At 70.0% G+C, this 24239-nt stretch carries 19 protein-coding genes; 11 read left to right on the top strand and 8 right to left on the bottom strand.

The features are described 5' to 3' along the window. Nucleotides 1-512, bottom strand: a 512-nt coding sequence (locus tag HPY23_RS26420; protein ID WP_478219421.1) for a PepSY domain-containing protein, incomplete at its 3' end; no start/stop codon positions are given. 186 nt (nt 513-698) lie between these two features. Between HPY23_RS26420 and HPY23_RS26415 the strand changes: the two genes are divergently transcribed. Next, nucleotides 699-1328 (top strand): carboxymuconolactone decarboxylase family protein, encoded by a 630-nt coding sequence (locus HPY23_RS26415; RefSeq protein WP_091887286.1) that lies wholly within the window; start codon nt 699-701, stop codon nt 1326-1328. Between the two features lie 4 nt (nt 1329-1332). Here HPY23_RS26415 and HPY23_RS26410 read toward each other — a convergent pair whose 3' ends face one another. Next, entirely contained in the window at nt 1333-2394 is a 1062-nt protein-coding gene (locus HPY23_RS26410; RefSeq protein WP_091887095.1) for a threonine aldolase family protein, read from the bottom strand. A 718-nt stretch (nt 2395-3112) separates the two neighbouring features. On the opposite strand from HPY23_RS26410, the gene gltB reads away from it, so the two are divergent. The 5 genes from gltB (at nt 3113) to HPY23_RS26385 (ending at nt 13514) form a co-directional block, all read left to right on the top strand. Beyond that, nucleotides 3113-7822, top strand: a complete 4710-nt coding sequence (gene gltB / locus HPY23_RS26405; RefSeq protein ID WP_091887097.1) for a glutamate synthase large subunit — start codon at nt 3113-3115, stop codon at nt 7820-7822. A gap of 245 nt (nt 7823-8067) precedes the next feature. Next, entirely contained in the window at nt 8068-8670 is a 603-nt protein-coding gene (locus HPY23_RS26400; protein ID WP_091887099.1) for a glutathione S-transferase family protein, read from the top strand. A 45-nt stretch (nt 8671-8715) separates the two neighbouring features. Further along, nucleotides 8716-10143, top strand: a complete 1428-nt coding sequence (locus HPY23_RS26395; RefSeq protein ID WP_060848458.1) for a glutamate synthase subunit beta — start codon at nt 8716-8718, stop codon at nt 10141-10143. A 386-nt stretch (nt 10144-10529) separates the two neighbouring features. Further along, the gene (locus tag HPY23_RS26390) at nt 10530-12689 is read left to right on the top strand and encodes a TonB-dependent siderophore receptor (protein ID WP_091887101.1); all 2160 of its coding nucleotides are present in this window, start codon (nt 10530-10532) and stop codon (nt 12687-12689) included. 291 nt (nt 12690-12980) lie between these two features. Beyond that, nucleotides 12981-13514, top strand: coding sequence for a hypothetical protein (locus HPY23_RS26385; RefSeq protein ID WP_139234968.1), 534 nt, complete (start codon nt 12981-12983; stop codon nt 13512-13514). Nucleotides 13515-13799: 285 nt separating this feature from the next. Here the strand turns inward: HPY23_RS26385 and HPY23_RS26380 are convergent, their stop codons facing one another. After that, entirely contained in the window at nt 13800-15182 is a 1383-nt protein-coding gene (locus tag HPY23_RS26380; RefSeq protein ID WP_091887288.1) for a DUF459 domain-containing protein, read from the bottom strand. Nucleotides 15183-15472: 290 nt separating this feature from the next. Here HPY23_RS26380 and HPY23_RS26375 point away from each other — a divergent pair, with 290 nt between their 5' ends. After that, nucleotides 15473-15736 carry a hypothetical protein gene (locus tag HPY23_RS26375; RefSeq protein WP_091887103.1) on the top strand — a complete coding sequence of 88 codons (264 nt, stop codon included), beginning with the start codon at nt 15473-15475 and terminating at the stop codon, nt 15734-15736. Between the two features lie 2 nt (nt 15737-15738). On the opposite strand, the gene HPY23_RS26370 is transcribed toward HPY23_RS26375, so the two are convergent. Both HPY23_RS26370 and HPY23_RS26365 read right to left on the bottom strand, forming a co-directional pair. Then, complete coding sequence (locus HPY23_RS26370) at nt 15739-16377, bottom strand: transglutaminase-like cysteine peptidase (RefSeq protein ID WP_091753469.1); 639 nt, start codon at nt 16375-16377, stop codon at nt 15739-15741. A 122-nt stretch (nt 16378-16499) separates the two neighbouring features. After that, complete coding sequence (locus tag HPY23_RS26365; RefSeq protein ID WP_091887105.1) at nt 16500-17675, bottom strand: multidrug effflux MFS transporter; 1176 nt, start codon at nt 17673-17675, stop codon at nt 16500-16502. Nucleotides 17676-17929: 254 nt separating this feature from the next. Here HPY23_RS26365 and HPY23_RS26360 point away from each other — a divergent pair, with 254 nt between their 5' ends. Then, nucleotides 17930-18277: a hypothetical protein gene (locus HPY23_RS26360; RefSeq protein WP_091887107.1), complete on the top strand. Its 348-nt coding sequence runs from the start codon at nt 17930-17932 to the stop codon at nt 18275-18277. A gap of 15 nt (nt 18278-18292) precedes the next feature. On the opposite strand, the gene HPY23_RS26355 is transcribed toward HPY23_RS26360, so the two are convergent. After that, nucleotides 18293-19336: a helix-turn-helix domain-containing protein gene (locus tag HPY23_RS26355; protein ID WP_091887109.1), complete on the bottom strand. Its 1044-nt coding sequence runs from the start codon at nt 19334-19336 to the stop codon at nt 18293-18295. A 103-nt stretch (nt 19337-19439) separates the two neighbouring features. Next, the gene (locus tag HPY23_RS26350; RefSeq protein WP_413231142.1) at nt 19440-20147 is read right to left on the bottom strand and encodes a spermidine synthase; all 708 of its coding nucleotides are present in this window, start codon (nt 20145-20147) and stop codon (nt 19440-19442) included. A gap of 1466 nt (nt 20148-21613) precedes the next feature. Here HPY23_RS26350 and HPY23_RS26345 point away from each other — a divergent pair. The 3 genes from HPY23_RS26345 (at nt 21614) to HPY23_RS26335 (ending at nt 22786) form a co-directional block, all read left to right on the top strand. Continuing rightward, nucleotides 21614-21856 carry a hypothetical protein gene (locus HPY23_RS26345; protein WP_060848466.1) on the top strand — a complete coding sequence of 81 codons (243 nt, stop codon included), beginning with the start codon at nt 21614-21616 and terminating at the stop codon, nt 21854-21856. Between the two features lie 88 nt (nt 21857-21944). After that, nucleotides 21945-22136: a hypothetical protein gene (locus HPY23_RS26340; RefSeq protein WP_060848467.1), complete on the top strand. Its 192-nt coding sequence runs from the start codon at nt 21945-21947 to the stop codon at nt 22134-22136. 275 nt (nt 22137-22411) lie between these two features. Further along, nucleotides 22412-22786 carry a hypothetical protein gene (locus HPY23_RS26335; protein ID WP_407942763.1) on the top strand — a complete coding sequence of 125 codons (375 nt, stop codon included), beginning with the start codon at nt 22412-22414 and terminating at the stop codon, nt 22784-22786. 97 nt (nt 22787-22883) lie between these two features. Here the strand turns inward: HPY23_RS26335 and HPY23_RS26330 are convergent, their stop codons facing one another. After that, the gene (locus tag HPY23_RS26330; RefSeq protein WP_091887111.1) at nt 22884-24227 is read right to left on the bottom strand and encodes a PLP-dependent transferase; all 1344 of its coding nucleotides are present in this window, start codon (nt 24225-24227) and stop codon (nt 22884-22886) included. Nucleotides 24228-24239: the final 12 nt, after the last annotated feature.

Genomic DNA, 24239 nt, shown 5'->3' with positions numbered 1-24239 from the left:
GCGCGGGGCAGCGGCACGGGGGCGTAGCGGCCCTCCTCGCGCCAGCCGTCGCCGCCGCGCGGGGCGCGATCGCGGAAGGCCTCGTCGCGCGGCCAGGGCGGGCGGCTGTCGGCCTCGGTCCAGCCGTAGCCGGGGCGGCGGCCGCCGGGCACGGTGCCGGGGGGAATCAGCGGCGCCTCCAGGCGCTCGCGGTCGAGGATGCGGCCGGTGCGGGCATCGACGACGAGCTGCACCCGGTTGCCCCACGGGCTGTCGGCCTCGACCCGGTAGGTCTCGCCGTCAAAGCGCGGATGGGTCATGCCGGTGAAACCGGCCCGGCCGAGGCGGAAGATCACCGCGCGCGGCGGCAGGATCGCGTCGTCCTCGTCCTCGATGGCGACGGGGTAGCCCGGGCGATAGCCCTGGGCCTGAGCGGGCAGGATCGTGCCCGTCATCAGCGTGGCGGCGAGCGCAGCAAGAAGTGCCGCGCCCGTCACGGACCGCGAACCCGTCTTGGACGGCAGTGCAGTCATCGTCCCGCATTCCCTTGTTTCCGGGGTCGTGCCGGGCGGGTGAGGCCCCGCATTCCCCTCGTGCTCGGACAATAACCTGTTAACCGCGGGAATGAGGCGGGATTGCGGGAGCGCGGCCGGCATGGGACCGGCCTTTCGGCTAAGGGACGACAACCACGCCCCCAAATGTCCCGGGAGGACCACGCCATGCCGCGCCTGCTGCCCGCTCTTCTTCTCGCGCTCATGCCCGCTGCCACCTGGGCCGGTGCGGCCCTCGCCGAGAACCGGCTGCCGACGATCCCGCCCGCGCAGTACAGCCCGGAGCAGAAGCAGGCCGCCGAGGCGTTCGAGGCCGCCCGCAAGGTGCCGGTCTTCGGCCCGTTCGAGCCGCTGATTCATTCGCCCGAGGTGATGACGCTTGCCCGCTCGATGGGCGACTACCTGCGCTACAAGCCGAAGATCGGCACCACGCTGTCCGAGCTCGTGATCCTGGTGAATGCCCGCCACTGGACGCAGGACTACGAGTGGTACGTCCATGCGCCGATCGCCAGGAAGGTCGGCATCGCCCCCGAGGCGATCGCGGCGATCCGCGACGGCCGCCGCCCGACCGGCCTGCCCGAGGACCAGGAGACGGCGTACGACTTCACCGTCGAGCTCCTGCAGAACAAGCGCGTCTCCGACGCGACCTTCGCGCGGGCCGAAAAGCTCTTCGGCAAGCCGGGCGTCGTCGATCTCACGGCGGTCAGCGGCTACTACACCTTCCTGGCGATGGAGCTGAACGTCGCCCGCTACCCGCTGCCGAAGGACGGCACGCCGCTGCCGCGTCTGCCGGAGTAGCGGTTCAACCCGAGCGCCGCGCCAGGTCGAGGAACGCCTCCACCTCCGCCTCGGCGGTGGAGAAGGCGGTGATCAGGCGGATCATCCGCTCGTCCTCGCGCACCGCCTCGCCCGCGGGCAGGCTGCGGCTCGCCCAGTCGTAGTAGAGCGCGCCGCCCTCCCGCAGGGCGGCGTCGAGGCGGGCGGGCAGGATCGGGAAGAGCTCGTTGCCCTGGACCGGCCAGGCGAGGCGCACGCCGGGGAGCCCGGACAGGCCGGCGGCGAGGCGGGCCGCCATCCGGTTGGCGTGGCGGGCATTGGCGATCCAGTGGTCGTCGCCGAGATAGGCGTCGAGCTGGGCGGCGATGAAGCGGCCCTTCGACAGGATGTGGCCGGCGCGCTTGCGGCGGAAGTCCAGCGTCTCGGAAAGATCGGGGCGGAAGACCAGGATCGCTTCCGCGGCGAGCGCGCCGTTCTTGCTCGCCCCGAAGGACAGGATGTCGATACCCGCCCGCCAGGTCATCTCGGCCGGCGTGCACCCGAGCGCCGCCAGCGCGTTGGCGAAGCGCGCGCCGTCCATGTGGACGGTGAGGCCGTGCGCATGGGCGATGCGCGAGAGCGCCGCGATCTCGTCGACCGTGTAGACCTGCCCGCTCTCGGTGAGCTGCGACAGGGTGAGGGCGCGGGGCGGCATCTGCTTCACGTGCCGGGTCAGCCCGCCGAGGAACCGGTCGAGGGTCTCGGGCGCGATCTTGCCGCCGGCACCGGGCAGGCCCTGCAGCTTGGCGCCGTGGGTGTAGAATTCGGGCGCGCCGCACTCGTCCTCCATGACGTGCGCCTCCTCGTGGCAGAGGCACAGGCCGAAGGGCGGCACCATCACGGAGAGCGCCAGCGCGTTCGCCGCGGTGCCGGTCGCGACCGGGAACACCGCGAGGTCGGGATGCTCGAACAGCGCCCGGAAGCGCGGGGTCAGGCCGAGCGTCAGCGGGTCGGCGCCGTAGGCCGGCATCGCGCCGCCGTTGTGGCGCACGATCGCCTCCAGGATCGGCGCGCTCGCGCCCACCACGTTGTCGCTGGCGAAGTTCATCGGCCTGAAGGCTCCCCCGGTCGCGAGCCGGGCCCGCGGGCGGCCATCATGGCCGGTGCCGAGGGTCCGCACGAGTCGTCCCGGCTCATGCCGGTCATGCTTTGCCGGGCGGGCTGTGCGGCATTCGACAGGGGAAAGATGCGCGGTTCCGGGCGAATTCGGCGTTTCGTTGCGACCCGGGATCGCGAAACGCAAGAAAAGCACAAGCCCGGACGGAATGGGCTCTTGCTGGACCGATTGAAATCTGGCAGGTTCCCCGAGTTAGGACAGTACCGCTGTCCCATTTTCCCGGCCGGGCTCCGTGCCCCCGGGTCGCAAGGGCGCTGGCTTGTGGCTTGCACGACGGCCAAACGAGATACCAAACGCGCCGCCATTCGGGCGGTGCGGGCGCACGCGGGCTGACACCAGCCTGCCGGGCGCTCGCGAGGTGCGGGCGCTCCCTTCGCGAGACGCGACCGACCCTCCCGCGGACTGAAACAACACGAGGCGGCGGCCGCGCCCTCGGCCCGCACGCCCCTGCGGCGACCCTGCGTCGGCCGCGCCACTTCGCCCGCTCGGGAAGCGGGTATAACTCGCCCCGGACCGGGCCTGCCTCGTCGGCAGGCGCGTCGGTCCGTGCGGCGGGCAGTCCCTTCACGGCCGGCGCGCGACGTGGCGCACCTGCCGCCTTCGACATGAATGAGCGCGCTCGCCCGCGAGCCTAATGGGAGATGAGACCATGAGCGGCACGGATCAGTCGCGGTCCCGGACCGGGACCCAGCACCCCTCCCGCGGGCAGGCGGTCCCCGCCCTCGTCGTGCGCGATCCGGCCCTGCCGGCGCGCCAGGGCCTCTACAACCCGGGCAACGAGAAGGATGCCTGCGGCGTCGGCTTCATCGCCGACATGCACAACCGCCAGACCCACGCCATCGTGCAGCAGGGCCTGCAGATCCTGGAGAACCTCGACCATCGCGGCGCCGTCGGCGCCGACCCGAAGATGGGCGACGGCTGCGGCATCCTGGTGCAGGTCCCGCACGGCTTTTTCGCGGCGGAGGCCGAGCGCCTCGGCATCAAGCTGCCGGAGGCCGGCCATTACGGCGTCGGCCAGCTCTACATGCCGCGGGACGAGGAGGGCTTCCAGCTCGTCGAGAAGATCGTCGAGAAGGCGATCGCCGACGAGGGGCTGGCGCTGCTCGGCTGGCGCGACGTGCCCGTCGACCCGAGCGACCTCGGCGAGAGCGTCAAGGCGAGCGAGCCGCGCCACCGCCAGGTGTTCATCGGCCGCCCGGCCTCCAGCGCCGACCAGGACGCCTTCGAGCGCCGGCTGTTCCTCGTCCGCAAGGTGATCTCGAACGCCGTCTACACCCTCAAGGACGAGCGGCTGAAGGAGTTCTATCCGGTCTCGCTGTCCTCGCGCACCATCGTCTACAAGGGCATGGTGCTGGTGAACCAGCTCGGCCACTACTACCTCGACCTGAAGGACGAGCGCTTCGTCTCGGCGCTGGCGCTGGTGCATCAGCGCTTCGCCACCAACACCTTCCCGACCTGGCGCCTGTCGCACCCCTACCGGATGGTGGCTCATAACGGCGAGATCAACACGCTGCGCGGCAACGTGAACTGGATGGCGGCGCGCCAGGCCAGCGTCGATTCGGAGCTGTTCGGCAACGACATCTCGAAGCTGTGGCCGATCTCCTACGAGGGCCAGTCCGACACCGCCTGCTTCGACAACGCGCTCGAGTTCCTCGTGCAGGGCGGCTACCCGCTCGCCCACGCGATGATGATGCTGGTACCCGAGGCCTGGGCCGGCAACCCGCTGATGAGCGAGGAGCAGCGCGCCTTCTACGAGTACCACGCCGCCCTGATGGAGCCGTGGGACGGCCCGGCCGCGCTCTGCTTCACCGACGGCCGCCAGATCGGCGCCACCCTCGACCGCAACGGCCTGCGCCCCGCCCGCTACCTCGTCACCGATGACGGGCTCGTCGTGCTCGCCTCCGAGATGGGCGTGCTGCCGATCCCGGACGAGAAGATCGTCTCGTCCTGGCGCCTGCAGCCGGGCCGGATGCTGCTGATCGACCTCGAGAAGGGCCGCATCGTCTCCAACGAGGAGATCAAGGACGAGCTCGCCGCCGCCCACCCCTACAAGGAGTGGCTGAAGCGCACCCAGATCGTGCTCGAGGACCTGCGCCCGGTGCAGCCGCGCGAGTCGCGCACCGACGTGTCGCTGCTCGATCGCCAGCAGGCCTTCGGCTACACCCAGGAAGACCTGAAGCTCCTGATGCAGCCGATGGCCGTGACCGGCCAGGAGGCGGTCGGCTCGATGGGCACGGACACGCCGCTCTCGGCTTTGTCCGACAAGCCGAAGCTGCTCTACACCTACTTCAAGCAGAACTTCGCGCAGGTGACGAACCCGCCGATCGACCCGATCCGCGAGGAGGCCGTGATGAGCCTCGTCTCGTTCATCGGGCCGCGGCCGAACATCCTCGATCTCGAGGGCACCTCGCGCAAGAAGCGCCTCGAGGTGCGCCAGCCGATCCTGACCAACGCGGACCTCGAGAAGATCCGCTGCATCGGCCACTTCGAGGACCGCTTCGACACCAAGACCCTCGACATCACCTATCCGGCCGAGACCGGCGCGCAGGCGATGGAGGGCGCGCTGGACCGTCTGTGCGACCGCGCCGAGGCGGCGGTGCGCGGCGGCTACAACATCATCGTGCTCTCGGACCGCGCCGTCGGCCCGGACCGGATCCCGATTCCGGCCCTGCTCGCCACCGCGGCGGTGCACAACTACCTGATCCGCAAGGGGCTTCGCACCTCGGTCGGGCTCGTGCTCGAATCCGGTGAGCCGCGCGAGGTGCACCACTTCGCGTGCCTCGCCGGCTACGGCGCCGAGGCGATCAACCCCTATCTCGCCTTCGAGACGCTGATCGCGATGAAGGACGAGCTGCCGCCGGAGCTGACCGACGACGAGATTGTCTATCGCTACATCAAGTCGATCGACAAGGGCCTGCTCAAGGTGATGTCCAAGATGGGCATCTCCACCTACCAGTCCTATTGCGGCGCGCAGATCTTCGACGCGATCGGGTTGAACTCTAGCTTCGTCGAGCGCGACTTCTTCGGTACGGCGACCACCATCGAGGGCATCGGCATGGCCGAGGTCGCCGAGGAGACGGCACGCCGTCATCGCGACGCCTTCGGCGATTCGCCGGTCTACCGCACCGCCCTCGATGTCGGCGGCGAATACGCCTACCGCCTGCGCGGCGAGGCCCATACCTGGACGCCCGACACCGTCGCGACGCTCCAGCACGCCGTGCGGCTCAACCTGCCCGACCGCTATCGCGCCTACGCCAAGATGGTGAACGAGCAGGAGAACCACCTCAAGACGATCCGCGGCCTGTTCCGGATCAAGAGCGCGGCGGAGCTCGGCCGGACCTCGGTCGAGATCGACGCGGTCGAGCCGGCGGTCGAGATCGTCAAGCGCTTCGCCACCGGCGCGATGTCGTACGGCTCGATCTCCAAGGAAGCGCACGAGACGCTGGCGATCGCCGTCAACTCGTTCGGCGGCCGCTCGAACTCGGGCGAGGGCGGCGAGGAGCGCGAGCGCTTCCGCCCGCTGCCGGACGGCCGCTCGCGCCGCTCGGCGATCAAGCAGGTCGCGTCGGGCCGCTTCGGCGTCACGACGGAATACCTCGTCAACGCCGACATGATGCAGATCAAGGTGGCGCAGGGAGCCAAGCCCGGCGAGGGCGGCCAGCTGCCCGGCCACAAGGTCGACGCCAAGATCGCCAAGGTCCGCCACTCGACCCCGGGCGTCGGCCTGATCTCGCCGCCGCCGCACCACGACATCTACTCGATCGAGGACCTGGCCCAGCTGATCTTCGACCTCAAGAACGTCAACCCGGCGGCCGACGTGTCGGTCAAGCTGGTGGCGGAGGTCGGCGTCGGCACGGTGGCGGCCGGCGTCGCCAAGGCGCGCGCCGACCACATCACCATCTCGGGCTTCGACGGCGGTACGGGTGCGGCGCCGCTCACCTCGATCAAGCACGCCGGCGGTCCCTGGGAGATCGGGCTCGCCGAGACCCAGCAGACGCTGGTGCTCAACCACCTGCGCGGCCGGGTGGCGCTCCAGGCCGATGGCGGCATCCGCACCGGCCGGGACGTGCTGATCGCGGCCCTGCTCGGCGCCGACCAGTTCGGCTTCTCGACCGCGCCGCTCATCGCGGCGGGCTGCATCATGATGCGCAAGTGCCACCTCAACACCTGCCCGGTCGGCGTCGCGACCCAGGACCCGGTGCTGCGCAAGCGCTTCAAGGGCACGCCCGAGCACGTCATCAACTACTTCTTCTTCGTCGCCGAAGAGGTCCGCGAGCTGATGGCGTCCCTCGGCGTGACGAAGCTCGACGAGCTGATCGGCAGGTCGGAATACCTCGACAAGCTCGCGGCGATCTCGCACTGGAAGGCCAAGGGCCTCGACTTCACCCGGCTGTTCCACAAGCCGGACGTGCCGGAGACGGTGGCGCTGCGTCACGTCGAGACCCAGAAGCACCCGATCGACCAAGTCCTCGACCGTCGCCTCATCGCGGCGATCGGCGACGCGATCGAGACCGGTGTCGCGGTGACCGTCGAGGACACGATCCGCAACTCCGACCGGGCCGCGGGCGCGATGCTCTCGGGTGCGGTCGCCAAGGCGCACGGCCACGAGGGCCTGCCGGACGACACCCTGACGGTGAAGCTCACCGGCACCGCCGGCCAGAGCTTCGGCGCCTGGCTCGCCGCCGGCGTGACGCTGAGCCTGACCGGCCACGCCAACGACTATGTCGGCAAGGGCCTGTCGGGCGGCAAGCTGATCATCCGGCCGACGGATGCGCTGGGCTCGCCGTCGGACCGCACCATCATGGTCGGCAACACCGTGCTGTACGGCGCGATTGCCGGCGAGGCCTATATCCGGGGCGCGGCGGGCGAGCGCTTCGCGGTTCGCAACTCGGGCGCCATCGCGGTGGTCGAGGGCATGGGCGACCACGGCTGCGAGTACATGACCGGCGGCGTCGTCGTGTCGATCGGCGAGACCGGGCGCAACTTCGCGGCCGGCATGTCGGGCGGCATCGCCTACGTGCTCGACGAGGACGGCTCCTTCGCCAAGCGCTGCAACCTGTCGATGGTCGATCTCGAGCCGGTCGAGGAGGAGGACGAGTTCATGCGCCGCTTCCACCAGGACGGCGACCTGGAGACCAAGGGGCGCATCGACATCCTCGAAAACATGTCGGGCCACGACGAGGAGCGCCTCGTCGGGCTCATCAACAACCACCTGAAGTATACCGGTTCGGTGCGCGCCAAGGCGATCATCGACAACTGGGAGACCTACCGCACCAAGTTCGTGAAGGTGATGCCGGTCGAGTACCGGCGGGCGCTTCGCGAGATGGAGCGAGCCCGGATGCCGGTGGCGGCGGAGTAAACCGCCTGTACCGAAGGCCGCGGCGCGGCGAAACCCTCCCCCCTCTGCGGGGGAGGGTGCCCCGCGGAGCGGGGCGGGAGAGGGGACGACGCTTCCGGAGAGGTCGCGCGCTCGATGAAGGGCGCCACCTCAATCAGCGTCGCGCTGCCCCTCTCCCGGCCTACTCCGTAGGCCACCCTCCCCCGCAGAAGGGGGGAGGGTTGAGGGCGAGCCTGATCTACGATCGGAGACAGGAGAACATCGCGGTGAAGGTCTACGGCGACATGATGTCGGGCAACTGCCTGAAGGTGCGGTACGTCGCCGATCACCTCGGGCTCGCCTATGACTGGATCCCGGTCGACATCATGAAAGGTGAGAGCCGCACGCCCGACTACCTCGCCCGCTTCCCCGCCGGCCAGGTCCCGGGCGTCGCGTTCGACGACGGGCGGACGCTCGCGCAATCGAACGCGATCATCCGCTATCTCGCCCGCGGCTCCACCCTGCTGCCGGACGATGCCTGGACGCAAGCCAAGATCGACGAGTGGCTGTTCTGGGAACAGTACAACCACGAGCCGACGATCGCGGTCTGCCGGTTCCACATGCGCTACCGGGGCGAGCCCGCCGAGACCCGCGACCCGAAGAAGGTGGCCGGCGGCGAGGCCGCCCTCGACCGGATGGAGCGACACTTGACCACCGCCGCGTGGTTCGTCGGCGATGCCGTCAGCATCGCGGATGTCGCCCTCTTCGCCTATACGCAATTCGCCGACGAGGGCGGATTCGACCTCTCGGGCCGGCCCGCGATCCGGGCCTGGCTCACCCGCTGCGGGGACGCGTTCCCCACATCCGCCACCGTCGCCGGGGTCGCTTAAGACCCGCCGCCGGCCCGATCACTTCACGAACTGAGCACTCACCCGATGGGCAAGGTCACAGGCTTCCTCGAGTTCGACCGGCAGGAGCAGAAGTATCAGCTCGCGGCCGACCGCGTGCGCCACTTCCTCGAATTCACCCTGCCGCTCGACGAGCACGACCTGAAGAAGCAGGCGGCGCGCTGCATGGATTGCGGCATCCCGTTCTGCCACGGCCCGACGGGCTGCCCGGTCCACAACCAGATCCCCGACTGGAACGACCTCGTCTTCAACGCGGACTGGGAGGAGGCGGCGCGCAACCTGCACTCCACCAACAACTTTCCGGAGTTCACCGGCCGCATCTGCCCCGCGCCCTGCGAGGAGGCCTGCACCCTCAACCTCGAGAACCAGCCGGTCGCGATCAAGACCATCGAACAGGCGATCGCCGACAAGGCCTGGAGCATGGGCTGGGTGGTGCCTGAGCCCGCCGCGGTGAAGACCGGCAAGAAGGTGGCGGTGATCGGCTCGGGGCCTGCGGGTCTCGCGGCGGCCCAGCAGCTCGCCCGCGTCGGCCACGACGTCCACGTCTTCGAGCGCGAGCCGAAGGCCGGCGGCCTGCTGCGCTACGGCATCCCCGACTTCAAGATGGAGAAGCGCCACATCGACCGCCGCGTGCGGCAGATGGAGGCCGAGGGCGTGCAGTTCCATTACGGCGTCAATGTCGGCGTCACCCGCTCCTTCGCTAGCCTGCACGGCGAGTTCGACGCCGTGCTGTTCGCCGGCGGCGCCGAGGCCCCGCGCGATCCCGGCCTGCCCGGCCAGGAGCTCGAGGGCGTGCACTTCGCCATGCCCTACCTCGTCCAGTCGAACCGCCGCGTCGGCCAGGAGGCCGCCACGGCCGAGGAGCCGATCCTCGCCGCCGGCAAGAACGTGGTGGTGATCGGCGGCGGCGACACCGCGTCGGACTGCGTCGGCACCGCCTTCCGCCAGGGCGCCCTGTCGGTCACCCAGCTCGACATCCGCCCGCGCCCGCCGGAGCGCGAGGACAAGCTGACCGTGTGGCCCTACTGGGCGACCAAGATGCGCACCTCGTCGAGCCAGGCTGAAGGAGCCGAGCGCGAGTTCCAGGCCGCGACGCTGCGCATCGAGGGCAACAAGAAGGGCAAGGTGAAGGGCGTGGTCTGCGCCCGGGTCGACGAGTCCCGCAAGCCCATCGCCGGCTCCGAGTTCCTGCTGCCCGCTGACCTCGTCTTCATGGCGATCGGCTTCGCCGGTCCGGTCGCCCAGGGCCTCGTCGAGGAATCGGGCGTGGCCCGCGACAAGCGCGGCAACGTCCAGGCCGACGACGTCCAGTACCGCACCTCGACCGACAAGGTCTGGGTGGCGGGCGACATGCGCCGCGGCCAGTCCCTGGTGGTCTGGGCGATCCGCGAGGGCCGTCAGGCCGCCCGCTCGATCGACGAGGCGCTGATGGGGACGACGACCCTGCCGCTCTGAAGCGGGATTTCCTGCTCGGGATTTCTCGGCGGGGCCCCGCCCCGTCGGCCCGATGCGCTGCTGCCGATCGCGGGATCCGCTCCCATTTGGGGCGGGTCCCGTCGTCGTTTCGGAACCCCGCGAGCCGAGGGTGGTCGACCTCGCCGAGCCGGATGCCGCAGGAATCGGTACGCGGTGCCATCCTTCTTATATCTATTCTAATTCACGCAGTGGAAGGCGAGTTATCCACTGGTACGAACACTATCTAAGATGCCTCGATGCCACACCGATGGCGATTGCGACCGGGGCTGGAATCGTTCCAGATCTTGCCTCTACATGGCGATTGATTGCCGACGGGCGAGCGCCTAACGCCGCCAGGAGATCATCGTCTTCCCTGGTAGGTTCCCGTGCGCCCAACCCCTCGTCCCGCCGGCCGGCACCGGTCGTCGCTCGTCCTCGCACTGCTCGCGGGCGCGGCGCCGGTCCTGGCCGGCAGCAGGGCGACGGCTCAGGAGGCGGGCGAGGCCATCGCCCTCGATGCGATCACGGTCGCCGGCGCCCCGGCCTTCCGGGAGACGGCCATCGGCCCGGTCCAGGGCTACCGCGCCACCCGCAGCGCCACCGCGACGAAGACCGACACGCCCCTGCGCGACGTCCCCCAGACCGTCAACGTCGTGCCGCGCGAGGTTCTGGTCGACCGGGCCGAGACGCGGCTCGCCGATGCCTTGTTCAACGTCAGCAACGTGCAGCCGGGCGGCACCATCCAGGGCCGCAGCGACACCTTCATCATCCGCGGCTTCCGGACCCAGACCTACGCCATCGACGGCGTGTTCATGAACCAGGCCAACACCTTCTACCCGGTCCAGCGCGACCTCGCCGACGTGGAACGGATCGAGGTGCTGAAGGGCCCGGCCTCGGTGCTCTACGGGCGGGGCGATCCGGGCGGCGTCATCAACATCGTCACCCGCCAGCCGAGCCTGGCGCCGACGGCGGATGCCAGCATCCAGGCCGGCAGCTTCGGCTTCCGGCGGGTCCAGGCCTCGGCCTCCGGGGCCGTGCCGGGCACCGACGGGCTCGCCGCCCGCCTCAGCTTCGGGACGCAGGTCGACCCGACGTTTCGCGATCTCGCCGGGCGCGACAATTCCCGGTTCTTCATCGCGCCGGCCTTCAGCTGGAACCCGAGCCCGGACACGCGGGTCACGTTCATCGGCGAGTTCACCCGCCAGGACACGGTCTACGACGAGGGGCTGGTCGCCCGGAACGGCCGCGTACCGCTCGACAACATCTCGCGCTACTACGGCGAGCCGTTCTCGCGCTACAACGCCAATGCGAATTTCGGCACGTTGAAGGTCGAGCACGACTTCAACGAGCACCTGATGCTGCGTCAGGTGATCAACGCGCAGGGCGGCAGCTTCGACGCGATCGCGGCCCGGGCCAACGGCGTCTCGGCCAATGGGCTCACGCTCACCCGCCGCACCACGGCCACCACCTCGACCTACGCCGCGGTCGACAGCCAGACCGAACTGGTGGCGAAGTTCGACTGGCTCGGCCTGCGCCACACCGCGCTCCTCGGCGTCGAGTACGTCAACGGCTACCGGCGGGCGATCACCACGCAAGGTCCGCTCGCCTCGGTGAGCTTCCTCAATCCCGTTCCCGGCCTCGCGCTGCCGGGCACGCTGTCGCTGCAGAGCGATCTCAAGCAGAAGACCGAATTGACCGGGCTCTACGCCCAGGACCAGATCGACCTCGGCTACGGGCTGCAACTGCTGCTCGGCATCCGCTACGACACCGGCTCGCAGTTCTATTTCAGCCGCACGCCGGCCTCGACGGCGATCCCGCCCGAGCAGCAATTGTCCGGCGTGTCGCCGCGGGTCGGGCTGATCTACCGGGTCGTCGAGCCGCTGGCGCTCTACGCGAGCTACACCACCTCGTTCAAGCCGCAGACCGCCAACGTCTTCGGTGCCGCCAGTCCGCCGCCGGAGACCGGCGAGCAGGTCGAGGTCGGCACCCGGTTCGAGTTCTCGCCGGACCTGAGCCTGACCGCCTCGGTGTTCGACATCACCCGCAACAACGTCGCGGCGAACGATCCGGTCAATACCGGCTTCTCGATCATCACCGGCCAGCAGCGCTCGAAGGGCGTCGAGGCCGATCTCGCCGGCACGATCCTGCCGGGCTGGAAGGTCATCGGCGGCGTCGGCTACACCGATGCCCGAGTGACACGCGATACCGCGATTCCGGTCGGCAACCGCCTCGACGGCGCCCCCCAATTCAGCGGCAGCGTCTGGACCACCTACCAGTTCGACGAGGGGTTCTGGCGCGGCCTCGGGCTCGGCGCCGGCGTGACCCATGTCGGCTCGCGCTTCGGCGACATCACCAACACCTACAAGGTCGGCGCCTATACCCGTGTCGATGCGGCGGTCTTCTACGACCTCAACGAGCACGCCCGGTTCTCGCTGAACCTCAAGAACCTGACCAACGCGCGCTACATCGAGGCGCCGTTCAACCAGTTCAACAACATCCCGGGCGCACCGTTCTCGGTGCTGGCAACGCTCACGGCGCGGCTGTAGCGGCCGAGCCCGATAAATCGATGATATGGTAGCAGGCTCCGCTCCATATGAGTTTTTTAAATCCACTCCGGGTCATTTTCAAATATGATGCTAAGTGTCTCCTTTTTGGACAGAGTCCACTCCGAACATTGTTGATTGTCGTAGGAAATTTATGACGATTCATCTATGGCGCAGGGCGTTCGACTGGTGTCCGACGCGACGTTCGCCCCCCGGACCCCGTCAGCCTGCCGCCTGTCACAAGCGCAACGTTCCGGGAGTTTCAACTCGGATCGAGATCCTGCCGGAGTTGTTATGACCCAAGATTTTTCAGAAGCCTTCGACGAATTCAACGTGACATTGGTTGCCGGTCGGTTCGGATGGAGCGACCTGACGATCTACACACGGGGAAGTACCGTGGAATGCCGTGTGTCCGCCGTATTTTCCTGTGTGTATGATTGCCTGATCGAGTTCGGCGAAGCGTTGATCGACGCGCGGCCTTGCAATGTCCGATTCTTTGACGAGCCCGGTGGTCACACTTGGCGGCTGACGCCGATAGCCAGCCGGCTGCATATGATGCGCTTTCAAGTCTACGAGTTAGATGGTCATTATGTCGACGGCGACGCGCAGCGGACCGACCTGCGCCTGAAGATCGATTTCGTCGTCAAGCGTCAGCAACTGGCTACGATGTTGGTTGGTGAGCTTTGGAAATCAGCCATGCTTTTTCACGAGCCATCGTACCAGCAATCTCGGGAACGGTTTCCATACGAAGACTATCAGCGGCTTTTGCGCCGATGGAACGATTGGATGTCTATTCGAGGACGACTGCCGGATTCCAGTAAATTATAGAGTAAGGTAAAAAATTTCTGATTAAATTAACATTATAATTTGTATTGATTTATTTGTGTGATCTTATCGATAATTACAATCAGCGTATAACAATACAAAATTATTTAATATATTTCGCATCGTATTTTAAGTGCGCAGTTGCATTGATTTGTGGTTCGACGTTAGCGCTGCCGCATCGTTCGATTCCGGGGATGAGAAGAGGAGCTCTCTATTAGAGCGGAGATTCTCCTGATCTGGCTCAAGGGGCTCGCTTCGTATATTTCCCCTTGAGCAGCGAGTCCTTCCTCACCCCCGCGGCCAGCGGAAATCGTCGGCCCGGCCCGGCTGGGGCGGGGGGGCGACGCCGCGGGTCAGGCTGCGCTCCAGGGTGTAGCCGGTGTCGCGGTCGATCCGCGGCCGGCCGGTGACGAGCTGGCCGTTGGGCGCGACCTCGGTGCGGGTCAGCGGCACCACCGGGCCGGCGGCCGGCTTGACCGGGAGCGTCGGGATGCCGGGCGGCTCGGGCAGGCTCGGCAGCATCGAGGTGATCAGCCGGTCGATCGCCGCGTCGTTGTCTAGCTTCGCGGTGCCGGCGGCCGGCGGCGGCGCCTCGGGGCTCACGGCCGCTACCGCCTCGGGCGGGGTCGGGGTGCCACCCTTGGCCTCGATCAGCCGCTTGATCTCGACATCCGCGAAATGCGCCGCCTTGCGGGCACCAGCCTGGGTGAAATGCACGCCGTCGGCGGTGCGCAGCTTCGCCTGCTGGCCCTCGAGATCCGGCCCGGTCGCGGCGTAGCGGTTGTTCTCGTCGACGAAGGCCGGCCAGATGTCGACGTAGACGCCACCCGCCCGCTGCACCCGATCGCGAAAGATCTCGTTGAGCGAGGTGATGTCGGCCGAGAGGGTGTCGCTCTTCATCGGCGGCTCGCCGACCCACACCACCGGCACCTTGCGGTCGGAAAACACCTTGAGGAGCGCGTCGACCCGGTCGCGGTAGAGGGTGCGCCAGCGCTCGCTCAGCGGCTCGACGGACTGGTCGCCGTCGCGCAGGGGCTGGCGGTCGTTGGCGCCCACCATCACCACGGCGTAGGAGACCTTCGGGTTGGTCTTGAGATAGTCCTCCGCCGCCTTCGGCCAGTCGACCACGTCCTTGCGCACGAGGCCGCTGTCGCCCTTGGCGCGGCGGATCACCGCGACGTCGGGCGAGGAATCGTAGACGGTGTCGAGGCCCTGGCCCAGCAGCTCGGCGAGGGAGTCGCCGAACACCGCGATCTGGGTCGCCGGGTCGGTCTTCGGCTTCGGGGCGGCGGGACGGGCCACGACCGGGGCCGGGCGGGGCTTGGGCCGCTGCACCGAGCGGCCCTCGCGGCTGTGGACGACCTCGCGCTCGCGCTCGCGCCGCGGGCGGGGAGTGCGGTAGGCGCCGCGCGGGGCGGGCTGCCCGTAATCCTGGGCCTGGGGTGCCGCTGCCGGGCGATCCTCCCACGGCCAGTAGAACTGGCGCTGCGGCTCGGGCGCGGGGCGATAGCCGGAATCGCGCCGGCGATAGCCGTAGCCGCCCTCGACGGGGCGGCGCGGGGCGTAACCCTCGTCGTAATATTGCGCCTGGGCCGGGCCCGGCGCGGCGAGGCCCGCCAGCAGGCCCCATAGGACGAGCCGTGACAGCGTGCGTCCCGCCGGCCAACCCATCCGCATCGTCCTCGACCGCATCGTCATGGGTTCGAATATAGCGCGGGCGGCCGCTCCGGCCCATCCCGCGGCGCGACGCGGGCCCCGGGCCTTCGCGCGACCGTTCCGTCAAGGTTACCGAGGCGGGAAGACCAGTGTAAAACCTCCGTTCAGCATCGCGGCAAGTCGTCGTCATGCGAAGGCGGAGTCGGGCGCGCCGACGACCGGCCGTTAAGCGGCCCGGGCCGAAGGTCTCTTCGAACGAGCGACCGATCCCGAACATCGTCGCCGCAGGACAGGCGAGTGCTCACATGGTGCGGACCCTACGCCGGCTGGGATTCCAGGCTGCGCTCGTCGCCGCGATCGGCTCGGTCGCGCTGCTGGCCCGGGGCGGCCGGGAGGCTGCGGCGCTCACGCTGCGGCCCGGCCTCGATCCGGTGCCGATCGCCGCGCCGCTCGCCCGGCCGGTCGTCCCGGAACCGCCGCCCGGCATGCGGGTGATCCTGCCGCTGCCCTGGGCCAACGGCAGCGCCATCCTGGCGAGCGAGGCCCTGGCGGCCCGGTTCGAGCGGTAAGATCAGCGGTTCGCGGTCACGACCGGCGACACCGCCCGGCCGAGGGAGACCCAGCGCATCGACTCGTCGGCCTCGCGCTTGATGTAGGTGTAGCCGGTCTTGTGCCAGGGCAGCACGGCGCTGGTCTTGTTGTCGAGGACGAGATCGCCGCGGTCGGTGCGCAGCATCAGCACGGCGTGGCCCTCGCCCTTGTCGTCGATGACGACGGTCATGCGCATCGCCCGGCGGGGCAGGCCGGCCTGGGCCAGCAGCTTGCGCTTGAGGAGCTGGAAGTCCTCGCAATCGCCCGAGCCGTCCTCGGCGAGGTCCCAGCGGTCCGGCACGCCCCAGTGCTCCTGGTCGGTGACGGCGCGCAAGCTGGTGTTGACCTGGCGGTTGATCGTCGTGACCGTCTGCCACAGCCGCGGGGTCAGCGTGACCTGCGCCGGCTCGTTCGGGTTCACCGCGCATTCCGAGGCGTAGCGGGCGCAGAACTCGGTCCAGGCCGGGACCGGCCGCGCCTCGCCGACGGGGGCCGCCGGGATGGTGACGGCGGGCAGAGCCGCCAGGGTCTGGCTGCCGGCCCCGGTCACCGAGGCCAGGAGGGCGACGGCCGCCAGGGCGGCCCGTCCGATTTCGTTCTTGCGACCCGCGATACGCATCCGACCCGCACCCGCACCCGTTAAGCTCTCGTTAACGAGTTGGTCGCACGCCGGGTCCGTCAGGGCAACGGTCGAGTTAAGGAAAGGTTAACGTCTGTTCACAGGCCCGCCCGGCCCCGGCGCTACACCCGCCGCAGCGCCAGGGCGGCGATCGTCGAGGCGGCGAGAAGCGTGACCGCCACCGGCATCGCCGAGCCGTCGTGCCAGGTGGCGACCGCGAGGGTGAACAGGGCGCCGAGCGCCATCTGCATGAAGCCGTAGAGGCTCGAGGCCGAGCCGGCGGAATGGGGGTCGACGTTCATCAGCCCCGCCACCGCGTTCGGCCCGAGGAGGCCGATGCCGACGGCATAGAGCACCAGCGGCGCCAGCAGGGTCGTCACCGTGAGCGCGCCGCTCCGGTCGATCGCGAGCAGCGCCAGGGCGGCGGCCAGGCAGATGCCGTTGCCGATCCGGGCCGCGCGGCGGATCGGCATCCGGCCGGCGAGGTGCCCGGCGATGCCCGAGCCCGCCACCATCCCGGCCACCACGATCAGGCAGTCGAGCCCGACCTCCTGCGACGAGCGGCCGAGCCGGTCGACGAGGAGGAACGGCGCCACCGCCAGGAAGGCGTAGAGGCTGGTGCCGGCGCAGGCTCCGGCCAGCATGTAGGCCCGGTAGGCGGGGTTGCGCAGGAGCCGCAGGTAGCCCCCCGCCACGGCGCCGATGCCGGGCAGAGCCACCGGATGCCGGTTCGTCTCCGGCAGCGTCCGCACCACCAGGGCGGCGAGGCCGGCCACCACCGTGGCGAGCACCACGAACACCGCCCGCCAGCCGAACGCACCGGCCACGAGACCGCCGATCGCCGGGGCGAGCGCCGGCGTCAGCGTCATCGCCATAGTGAGGATCGCGATCTTGCGGGCGGCGTCGGTGGGGGTCGAGACGTCGCGCACCATCGCCCGGCCGAGCACCAGCGAGCCGCAAGCCCCGAGCGACTGGAGCACCCGGGCGACGATCAGCACCTCGATCGAGGTGGCGGGAATCGCGAGGAGCAGCCCCGCGAGGTAGAGCGACAGCCCGGCGATCAGCACCGGGCGGCGGCCGAACCGGTCCGAGACCGGGCCGTAGACGAGCTGACCGCAGGCGAGCCCGACGAGGTAGAGGGTGATGGTGAGCTGCGCGGCGACCGGCGTGGTGCCGAGATCGGCCGCGGCGGCGGCCAGCGCCGGCACGAAGATGTGCAGGGCGACCGTCCCGGTCATCGTCACGGCGACGAGGAGCGGCAGCGATGCCTGGGCGGACGGCCTCGGGGAATGCGTCATCCTGCTCTCAGTCCGCTCAAAGCTCTCGAAGGACGGGAAGGCTCACCTGTAAGACGGGGGCGGCCGGGAGAGGCATGCCGGACCGGAATGGCAGGGTGCCGGCGAGCGCCAGATCCGGCGCCGGGCGCGGATCGCGCCGCCGGCGGCGGGCCTGCGACATCGCCGCCGCGGGAGCGCGCCCGAACCGCGGCGCCCGTCCGCCGTTGCAACTCGGCGCCGCCCGAGGGGGTGGACCCGCACGAGGAGCGTCACCGATGAATCGCGCAATCCTGATCGGGGCGGCCGCCCTGGTGCCGCTTCTCGCCACCGCCGCGTCCGCGACGCCGTGCGCCGAGCAGATCGCCACGATCGAGCGCCGGCTCGAGAGCCCCGGCGCCGCCCGGGTGACCGGTGAGGTGCCGACGACGACCGGCTCGCCGAAGGCCCTGCCGGCCCCGCCGCCCGGCCAGCCGAGCGACCCGGCGACGAAACCCGAAGCCGGCCACATCGCCGAAGCCCGGACCCTGATCGCCAAGGCCCGCGAGCAGGACCGCGCCGGCCAGGCGGATGCCTGCAACGACACCATGACCCGCGCCAAGGAGAAAATCGGCGCACTGCCGTAAGCCGTTGAACGACGTTCAGAACGTCTCGCGCAGGCGCCGCATCGTGCCGATCCAGTCGTTCGGCCCGAGGCCCGCGACCACCCGGGCCGGGGCCAGCCCCTCGCGGGCGCGGCGGCGGGCCTCCCGGGGCGCCATCGCGAAGCGGCTCCGGAACGAGCGGCTGAAATGCGCCTCGCTGGTGAACCCGCTGCGATAGGCGACCTCGGCGATGCTGGTGCGCTCGGCCTCGGGCCGGCACAGGGCCGTGAAGGCGCGGTCGAGCCGGCGCCCGGCGATGTAGGCCATCACGCCGCCCTCGAAGCCGAACAGCCGGTAGAGCGTCGCCCGCGACACCCGGCAGGCCGCCGCGATGCCGGCGGGGGTCAGGTCCGGGTCGTCGAGGTGGCGGTCGATATGGGCGCAGATCCGCTCGTGGGCGCTGGCGGAGGCCGCCGCTCGCACCAGCGGGTCGGCCTCCCGCAGGTCGCTGCCGGCGAGCAGCAGGCAGAGCGCGTCGAGGGCGCTGCCGGCCTCCCGCGGCGTGAGCGCGCCGGCATGGGCCGAAAGGCTGCGCAGGTGGCTGCCGATCACCGCCGCGATCGCGTCGCCGCCCCTGAGCGCCCGGCCGTGCAGGTCGTGCGTGCCGGCAATCGCCAGCCGGTCGCGCGGCAGGATCAGGGTCAGGTTCGAGAAGTCGGTCGCCCGGGTGCGCAGGGTGCGGTTGAGGTCGAGGACGTTGACGTCGCCGGCCGTCACCGCGACCGTCCGGTCGCCGCACGCGCCCTCGAAGCCGCCCGCGACGTAGTGCTGGATCACGACGTGGTCCCAGCCGGAGCTGCGGACGTCGCCATGATCGCGCTCGAAGGTCTGCGCCCGGGCGGTGCAGGTCGTCAGCAGGGCGTCGGCGATCGGGGCGGCCTGCACGTTGGCCTGGAACGACCCCGCGGCCTCCGCATCCTCGAGGCTGACCCGGAACAGCGGCCGCACGAGGTCGTGCCAGAGCGCGAATTGCTGCTCGGCCGCGAGCCGCCCGAGCGCGAAATCCGTGGTCTCCTGCTCCGCCATCGCGCCGGCACCCATCCGCTCCGGCGCGGCGGGTCGCCGTGACGGGAGGCGACGAACCCGCGCGGCGCCCCGTCACCGAGGGTTGCGGGAGCGCCGGGTCGCCGTCAATCGGCGATCGTCACTCGGTCGGGGCGGCCGGTCTCCCGATGGTTTCCCCCGCGGGCTTCTCGGCGATCCAGACCACGTGCGGCGTCCGGCCCGGCCGCTCGGAGCGGATGCGGTGTTCCGTCACGGCAAAGCCGGTGCGCTGCAGCCGCGCCTTGAACTGGCGGTCCGGGCAGCCGGACCACACGCCGAGCAGCCCTCCGGGCCGCAGGCTCCAGCGCGCCCGCTTCAGGCCCCAGGAATCGTAGAGCCGGTCGTTCGCCCGGCTGACCAGGCTGTGCGGGCCGTTGTCGACATCGAGCAGGATGGCGTCCCAGGTCTCGGGCCCGGACTGGATCACCCGGTTGACGTCGGCCTCCCGGATCTCGACCCGCGGGTCGTCGAGGCAGCCGGCGAAGACGTGCGCCAGTGGCCCGCGGGCCCAGGCCACCACTGCCGGCACCAGCTCCGCCACCACCACCCGGGCCTGCGGCCCGAGCACCGCGAGCGCCGCCCGCAGGGTGAAGCCCATGCCGAGCCCGCCGATGAGGACCCGCGGCGCCGGATGGTCGCGCAAGGCACCGCAGGCGAGGTCCGCGAGCTCCCGCTCCGAGCCGCTGCGATGGCTGCCCATCAGCTCCATCCCGTCGACGGCGATCAGGAACTCCTCGTCGCGCCGCACCAGCCGCAGGGCGCCGCCTCCGGGGATCGGGCCGGTGTCGATCTCGGTCCAGGACGCCAGGCCTGCGCCAGGCACGCGGGAACGCCTCATCGCTCAATGCTCTCCGCCGCAGGGGCGAGGCGCGGTTGCCTCGCGCGGATCGTCGCCGTCGGTCGCGCCAACGGAAAAAGCGGAGCCCGGACGTGCGAATACCGCCGACCGATCCTCGACCCGGCCGATCGGCGCGATCTCGATTGTGTGGAAGTGACGTCGCTTACAAGTGAAACGTGAACCCTCGGTCTCTTCATCGTGGGTTCTCGTAGCATGGAATTCGATGTATCTTATCGGGCATCGCGACAGCTCAAGATATTTCGAATGCCCCAGGGCTTGTGATGCAATCCAGGCAATTTTTCGGTTGAATGAATTCGGGAGGTTATGGGCTGATGCTTGCCAAATGATTACCGGGATCGCGTCTCGAGGCGCATCGGGCAGCCGGTCCCGGGCTTCGAGGCACCGGACGCTGTGCTGAGGAGTGAGATCCTGTTTGCCTTGCGGCGACGCAATCGCGAGGGGATTTTCTATCCTGCCCTCCACCTCATCCAGTAGTGCGGGCGATCGAAGATCGCTGAGCCTCGAAGGAGGGATCCAGTGAACTTTGAGATTTCTGGATCCCTCCTTCGAGGTTATCCGATCTTTGTTCGCGTGCGATCTCCGATCGCCAAGACCTCAGGATGAGGTTGCCGGTGGGATAGAGTATGTCGATCGGCCGAAACGGCTCTGAAGGTCGACGATAATTCGCGCCGATGGCCCGGCCATGATAGTGACAGTTACAGCGACAGCGCCGGTTCGGGCCGGCGAACCACCCCCGGGCGTATCGAGGTGGTGCCGCTGCCGAAGGCCCACGCCGCCGCCCGCGACCTGCTCGCCCGTGCGCGGCCCAAGCGGGCGTCGCTTGCGGGGCGGTCCAGGTTGCGGGCGATGCCTGCCTGACGGCAGGCCGGTCATCCGTGCAAGGGCTTCCCGATCGACGTTCGGTCTGAGGAGCGTTCCTCGCGGGGAGCTCCGCCTTGCCCGCAACCAGACCCTTGCGGATGCGGGTGTGCGGGGATACGCCGGCTGCCGAGGCTCGAAGCCGTGTCACCGGCCCGAGCGGCGGAGCCGCGGCCGCCCCACGCTCGTGCGAAACCGGTTTCCGCATCGCGAAGCGATCGCCGAACGATCAAACGGAAGCCGTATGAAACGCGACGTCGGGCGGAAAGCGGGCTTGGTCGTTCCCCTCGGAGGTGCGAGACTGGTGGCGGATGCCCGTTCCACGTCCCTCCGTCGAGGCGCGCCGTTCTTCTCGGGAATCTAGCGGCTTCGGCATCGCCGTCCGGCGGGACGGTGTCACGGATGTGCCGACCGGGGGCGAGGCCGTTCCTCGGCCGGGCGGCCGCTGTCCCTCGAACGGCATGGTACGACTCGCCGAGCCTCTTCCCGCAGCAACCGCCGACGTGACGGAGCCGGCCGCGCTGCCTCTCACCCCCTCGAGATCACGGACCCGAACGATGCCGATCAAGGCGCTCAACGATCGCAAGAAGCTCTCGTCGGACTTCAACGAGGCCAACGACGCGTTCATCGACGCGGTGCTGGGCGCGCTGCAGGCCGGCGAGATCCCCCTCGACCTCGCCCGCGCCTACCTTGCCCACCCGGTCGCCATGATGCATGCGAACGGCGCGCAGGCGGTGGCCGATTACTTCGAGCGCATCCTGTCGCAGAAGCCCACGATCGACTGGACGCCGGGAGCCTGAGGGTCGGCCCCGCCGGGCAGGCGACACGCGACGGACGAGCGGGCACATCCGGGCTGCCCCAGGCTCGCCGTCGAACAGGGAACCGAGCGTGTACAAGGTGACAGGAACCGACCCGACCGGCCGTGCGCTGACCTTCGCCTGCGGCACCGACCTGCAGGCGCTCGACAAGGTCCGGGAGCTGATGGGACGCGGTTTTCGCGATATCTCGGTTTCGGATCCCAAAGGGAAAAAAATCAGCGGCACGGCGTTCGAGCACTCCGTCGGGCTGGATTACGACTGACGGCCGCCCGGCATCGGCGGGCGCGGCCAGCGGCGGCGGTCGCTTTTCGCAACCCCCGACCGCAAGCCCGGACTGGTGCCGTTGCGCTGCCTCGTTCTCGGAAGCGTCGAGGAAGCGGCTGGCCCTCCCACCGGTACAGCGGTGCGGGGATGCCCTCGCGCGGCCTTGCCCGACGGGTGCGGGCGATGCGCCGGCCTCCCGCAACCGCCGCGTCCCACCGCGGATACACCCCCGCGATTGACCACCCCGGCCGCGCTTGCCACAAGCTCGGCCGCATGAGCGCAATCTCCCAGCGCCCTCAAGGTGGAGCCTCACCCGTGTCGCAGCTGAAGCCCGGGTTCGCCCTCGCGGCCCTTCTCGCCCTCGCCGCCTGCCAGTCGAAGACGGCCGCCCCGCCGGTGGCCGCGGTCGCCCCGGTCGCGGCCCTGCCGGCCGCCGGCCTGCCCGCCGGCTCCGGCTGCGGTCCGGCCATCGCCCGGACCCAGACCATCGTCGACAGCGACGTCGCCACCGGCAACCTCAACGCCCCGGTCGGCAAGCGCTTCTCGGCCGACCTCGCCAACGCCGCCGCGGCCTGCGCCGCCGGCCGCGACGGCGAGGCGCTGCACCTCCTCGCCGCCGCCCGCGCCCGCTACGGCTACCCGGGCTAGAGCGCTTCACGATCGCGTTGCAATCGCGAAGCGCTCTAAGTCTTTGTTTTGTCGCACTTTCTGCAACGAACCGGTTTCCACTTCGTCGGAAAATGCTTTAGAACGCCGCGCGCGCCGCCTGTGCGAGGTCGGCGACGAGGTCGTCGGCCTCCTCGAGGCCGGCATGGAAGCGGAACATCGCGCCCTTCGGCAGCAGCGCCGGGTCGCGGCGCGGATGGACCGGCAGCACCAGCGAGACGTGGCCGCCCCAGCTCTCGGCCACGCGAAACAGCAGCAGCGCGTCGACGAAGGCGTGGACCCGCTCGGCGGGCAGCGCCTCGTCGAACACCACCGTGAACAGCCCGTTGCCGGCGCCGAAATACTGCGTGAAGCGGGCGTGCCACGGGCTCGCCGGCCGCGCCGGGCTCAGGATGTCGGTGGCGAAGGCCTGGCCCTCGAACCATTGCATCAGCGTCGCGGCGCTCGCCGCATGCCGGTCGAGCCGGGCCTGCGTGCCGTCGACCCGGTGAAACAGGCGGGTGCAGGTCTGGGGCGAGACCGCCCCGTGGCCGCTGATCCGCAACTGCCGGCGCAGGCGCGCGAGGTCGGGCTCGTGACGGGCCACCGCGATGCCGCTCGGCGTGTCGCCGTAGCCGCCCTCGTGCTTGGTCGTGGCCTGGATCGCGATCGCGATGCCGTGGTCGAGGGGCCGGAAGCGGACGTGGCTCGCCCAGGTGTTGTCCATCACGGTGCGCAGGCCCGCCCGTGCCGCAGCCTCGACGATCCCAGCGATGTCGGGAATTTCGAACGTGCCGCTGCCCGGCGCCTCGAGGTAGAGCATCGTGTCGGCGGGCGCGGCGCGCCGGCCGGCCTCGCGGATCAGGGCGCCGACCTCGGCGCCCGAGGCGCCCGCCGGGTAGGTCAGGAGCTCCGCCCGGCCGGTCTCGCTCATGTAGCGCCAGGCCGGGAAGTAGATCCCGTCCGGGATCAGGACGAGCTTGGGCGCGAAGGCGTCGAGCACCGTCGCGATGGCGGCGAGCCCCGAGGCGCAGACGACCGCGCCGGCCCCGCCATGCAGGGCCGCGAACTTGCGGCCGACCGCGTCGGCCTCCGGCGACTGGACGATGCCGTATTCGGCGCCGCCATAGGGCGCCCGGCCGGCCTCGTCGGCGGCCGCGTAGTCGGCCAGCGTCTCGAACCCGACGCTGCTCTGCCCGAGCGAGCCGAGATCCGAGAAGGCCCGGGCCCGGCCGAGGCCGCGCGGGTTGAGGTGGCCGCGCGAGTCGGCGAGGTCGAGGATCGGCGCGTGGATGCGGCGGGTGGCGGGCCGGCACCCGGCCAGGAAGCCGGCGCGGCGCCCGGGCTTGCCGCCGGCCTCGGGGAGAGGCGTCTCGGGGGTCGAACTCTCGGAGGTGGAGGTCTCGGAGGCGGAGGTCTCGGAGACAGGCGGGGAGGGCGGCACGGGGCGGCTCCG

It is taken from the genome of Methylobacterium ajmalii (assembly GCF_016613415.1).
GTDB lineage: Bacteria > Pseudomonadota > Alphaproteobacteria > Rhizobiales > Beijerinckiaceae > Methylobacterium > Methylobacterium ajmalii.
Note: the sequence above shows the minus strand (reverse complement) of the source record. Positions and strands in the feature narration are given on the sequence as shown.

Coding starts and splice junctions, on each gene's coding strand:
- HPY23_RS26355 (WP_091887109.1), bottom strand. CDS start 19,336: ATGGGTGCCGGCGCGATGGCGGAGCAGGAGACCACGGATTTCGCGCTC.
- HPY23_RS26365 (WP_091887105.1), bottom strand. CDS start 17,675: ATGACGCATTCCCCGAGGCCGTCCGCCCAGGCATCGCTGCCGCTCCTC.
- gltB (WP_091887097.1), top strand. CDS start 3,113: ATGAGCGGCACGGATCAGTCGCGGTCCCGGACCGGGACCCAGCACCCC.
- HPY23_RS26360 (WP_091887107.1), top strand. CDS start 17,930: ATGAATCGCGCAATCCTGATCGGGGCGGCCGCCCTGGTGCCGCTTCTC.
- HPY23_RS26380 (WP_091887288.1), bottom strand. CDS start 15,182: ATGGGTTGGCCGGCGGGACGCACGCTGTCACGGCTCGTCCTATGGGGC.
- HPY23_RS26370 (WP_091753469.1), bottom strand. CDS start 16,377: ATGCGTATCGCGGGTCGCAAGAACGAAATCGGACGGGCCGCCCTGGCG.
- HPY23_RS26395 (WP_060848458.1), top strand. CDS start 8,716: ATGGGCAAGGTCACAGGCTTCCTCGAGTTCGACCGGCAGGAGCAGAAG.
- HPY23_RS26375 (WP_091887103.1), top strand. CDS start 15,473: ATGGTGCGGACCCTACGCCGGCTGGGATTCCAGGCTGCGCTCGTCGCC.
- HPY23_RS26345 (WP_060848466.1), top strand. CDS start 21,614: ATGCCGATCAAGGCGCTCAACGATCGCAAGAAGCTCTCGTCGGACTTC.
- HPY23_RS26415 (WP_091887286.1), top strand. CDS start 699: ATGCCGCGCCTGCTGCCCGCTCTTCTTCTCGCGCTCATGCCCGCTGCC.
- HPY23_RS26335 (WP_407942763.1), top strand. CDS start 22,412: ATGAGCGCAATCTCCCAGCGCCCTCAAGGTGGAGCCTCACCCGTGTCG.
- HPY23_RS26385 (WP_139234968.1), top strand. CDS start 12,981: ATGACCCAAGATTTTTCAGAAGCCTTCGACGAATTCAACGTGACATTG.
- HPY23_RS26410 (WP_091887095.1), bottom strand. CDS start 2,394: ATGAACTTCGCCAGCGACAACGTGGTGGGCGCGAGCGCGCCGATCCTG.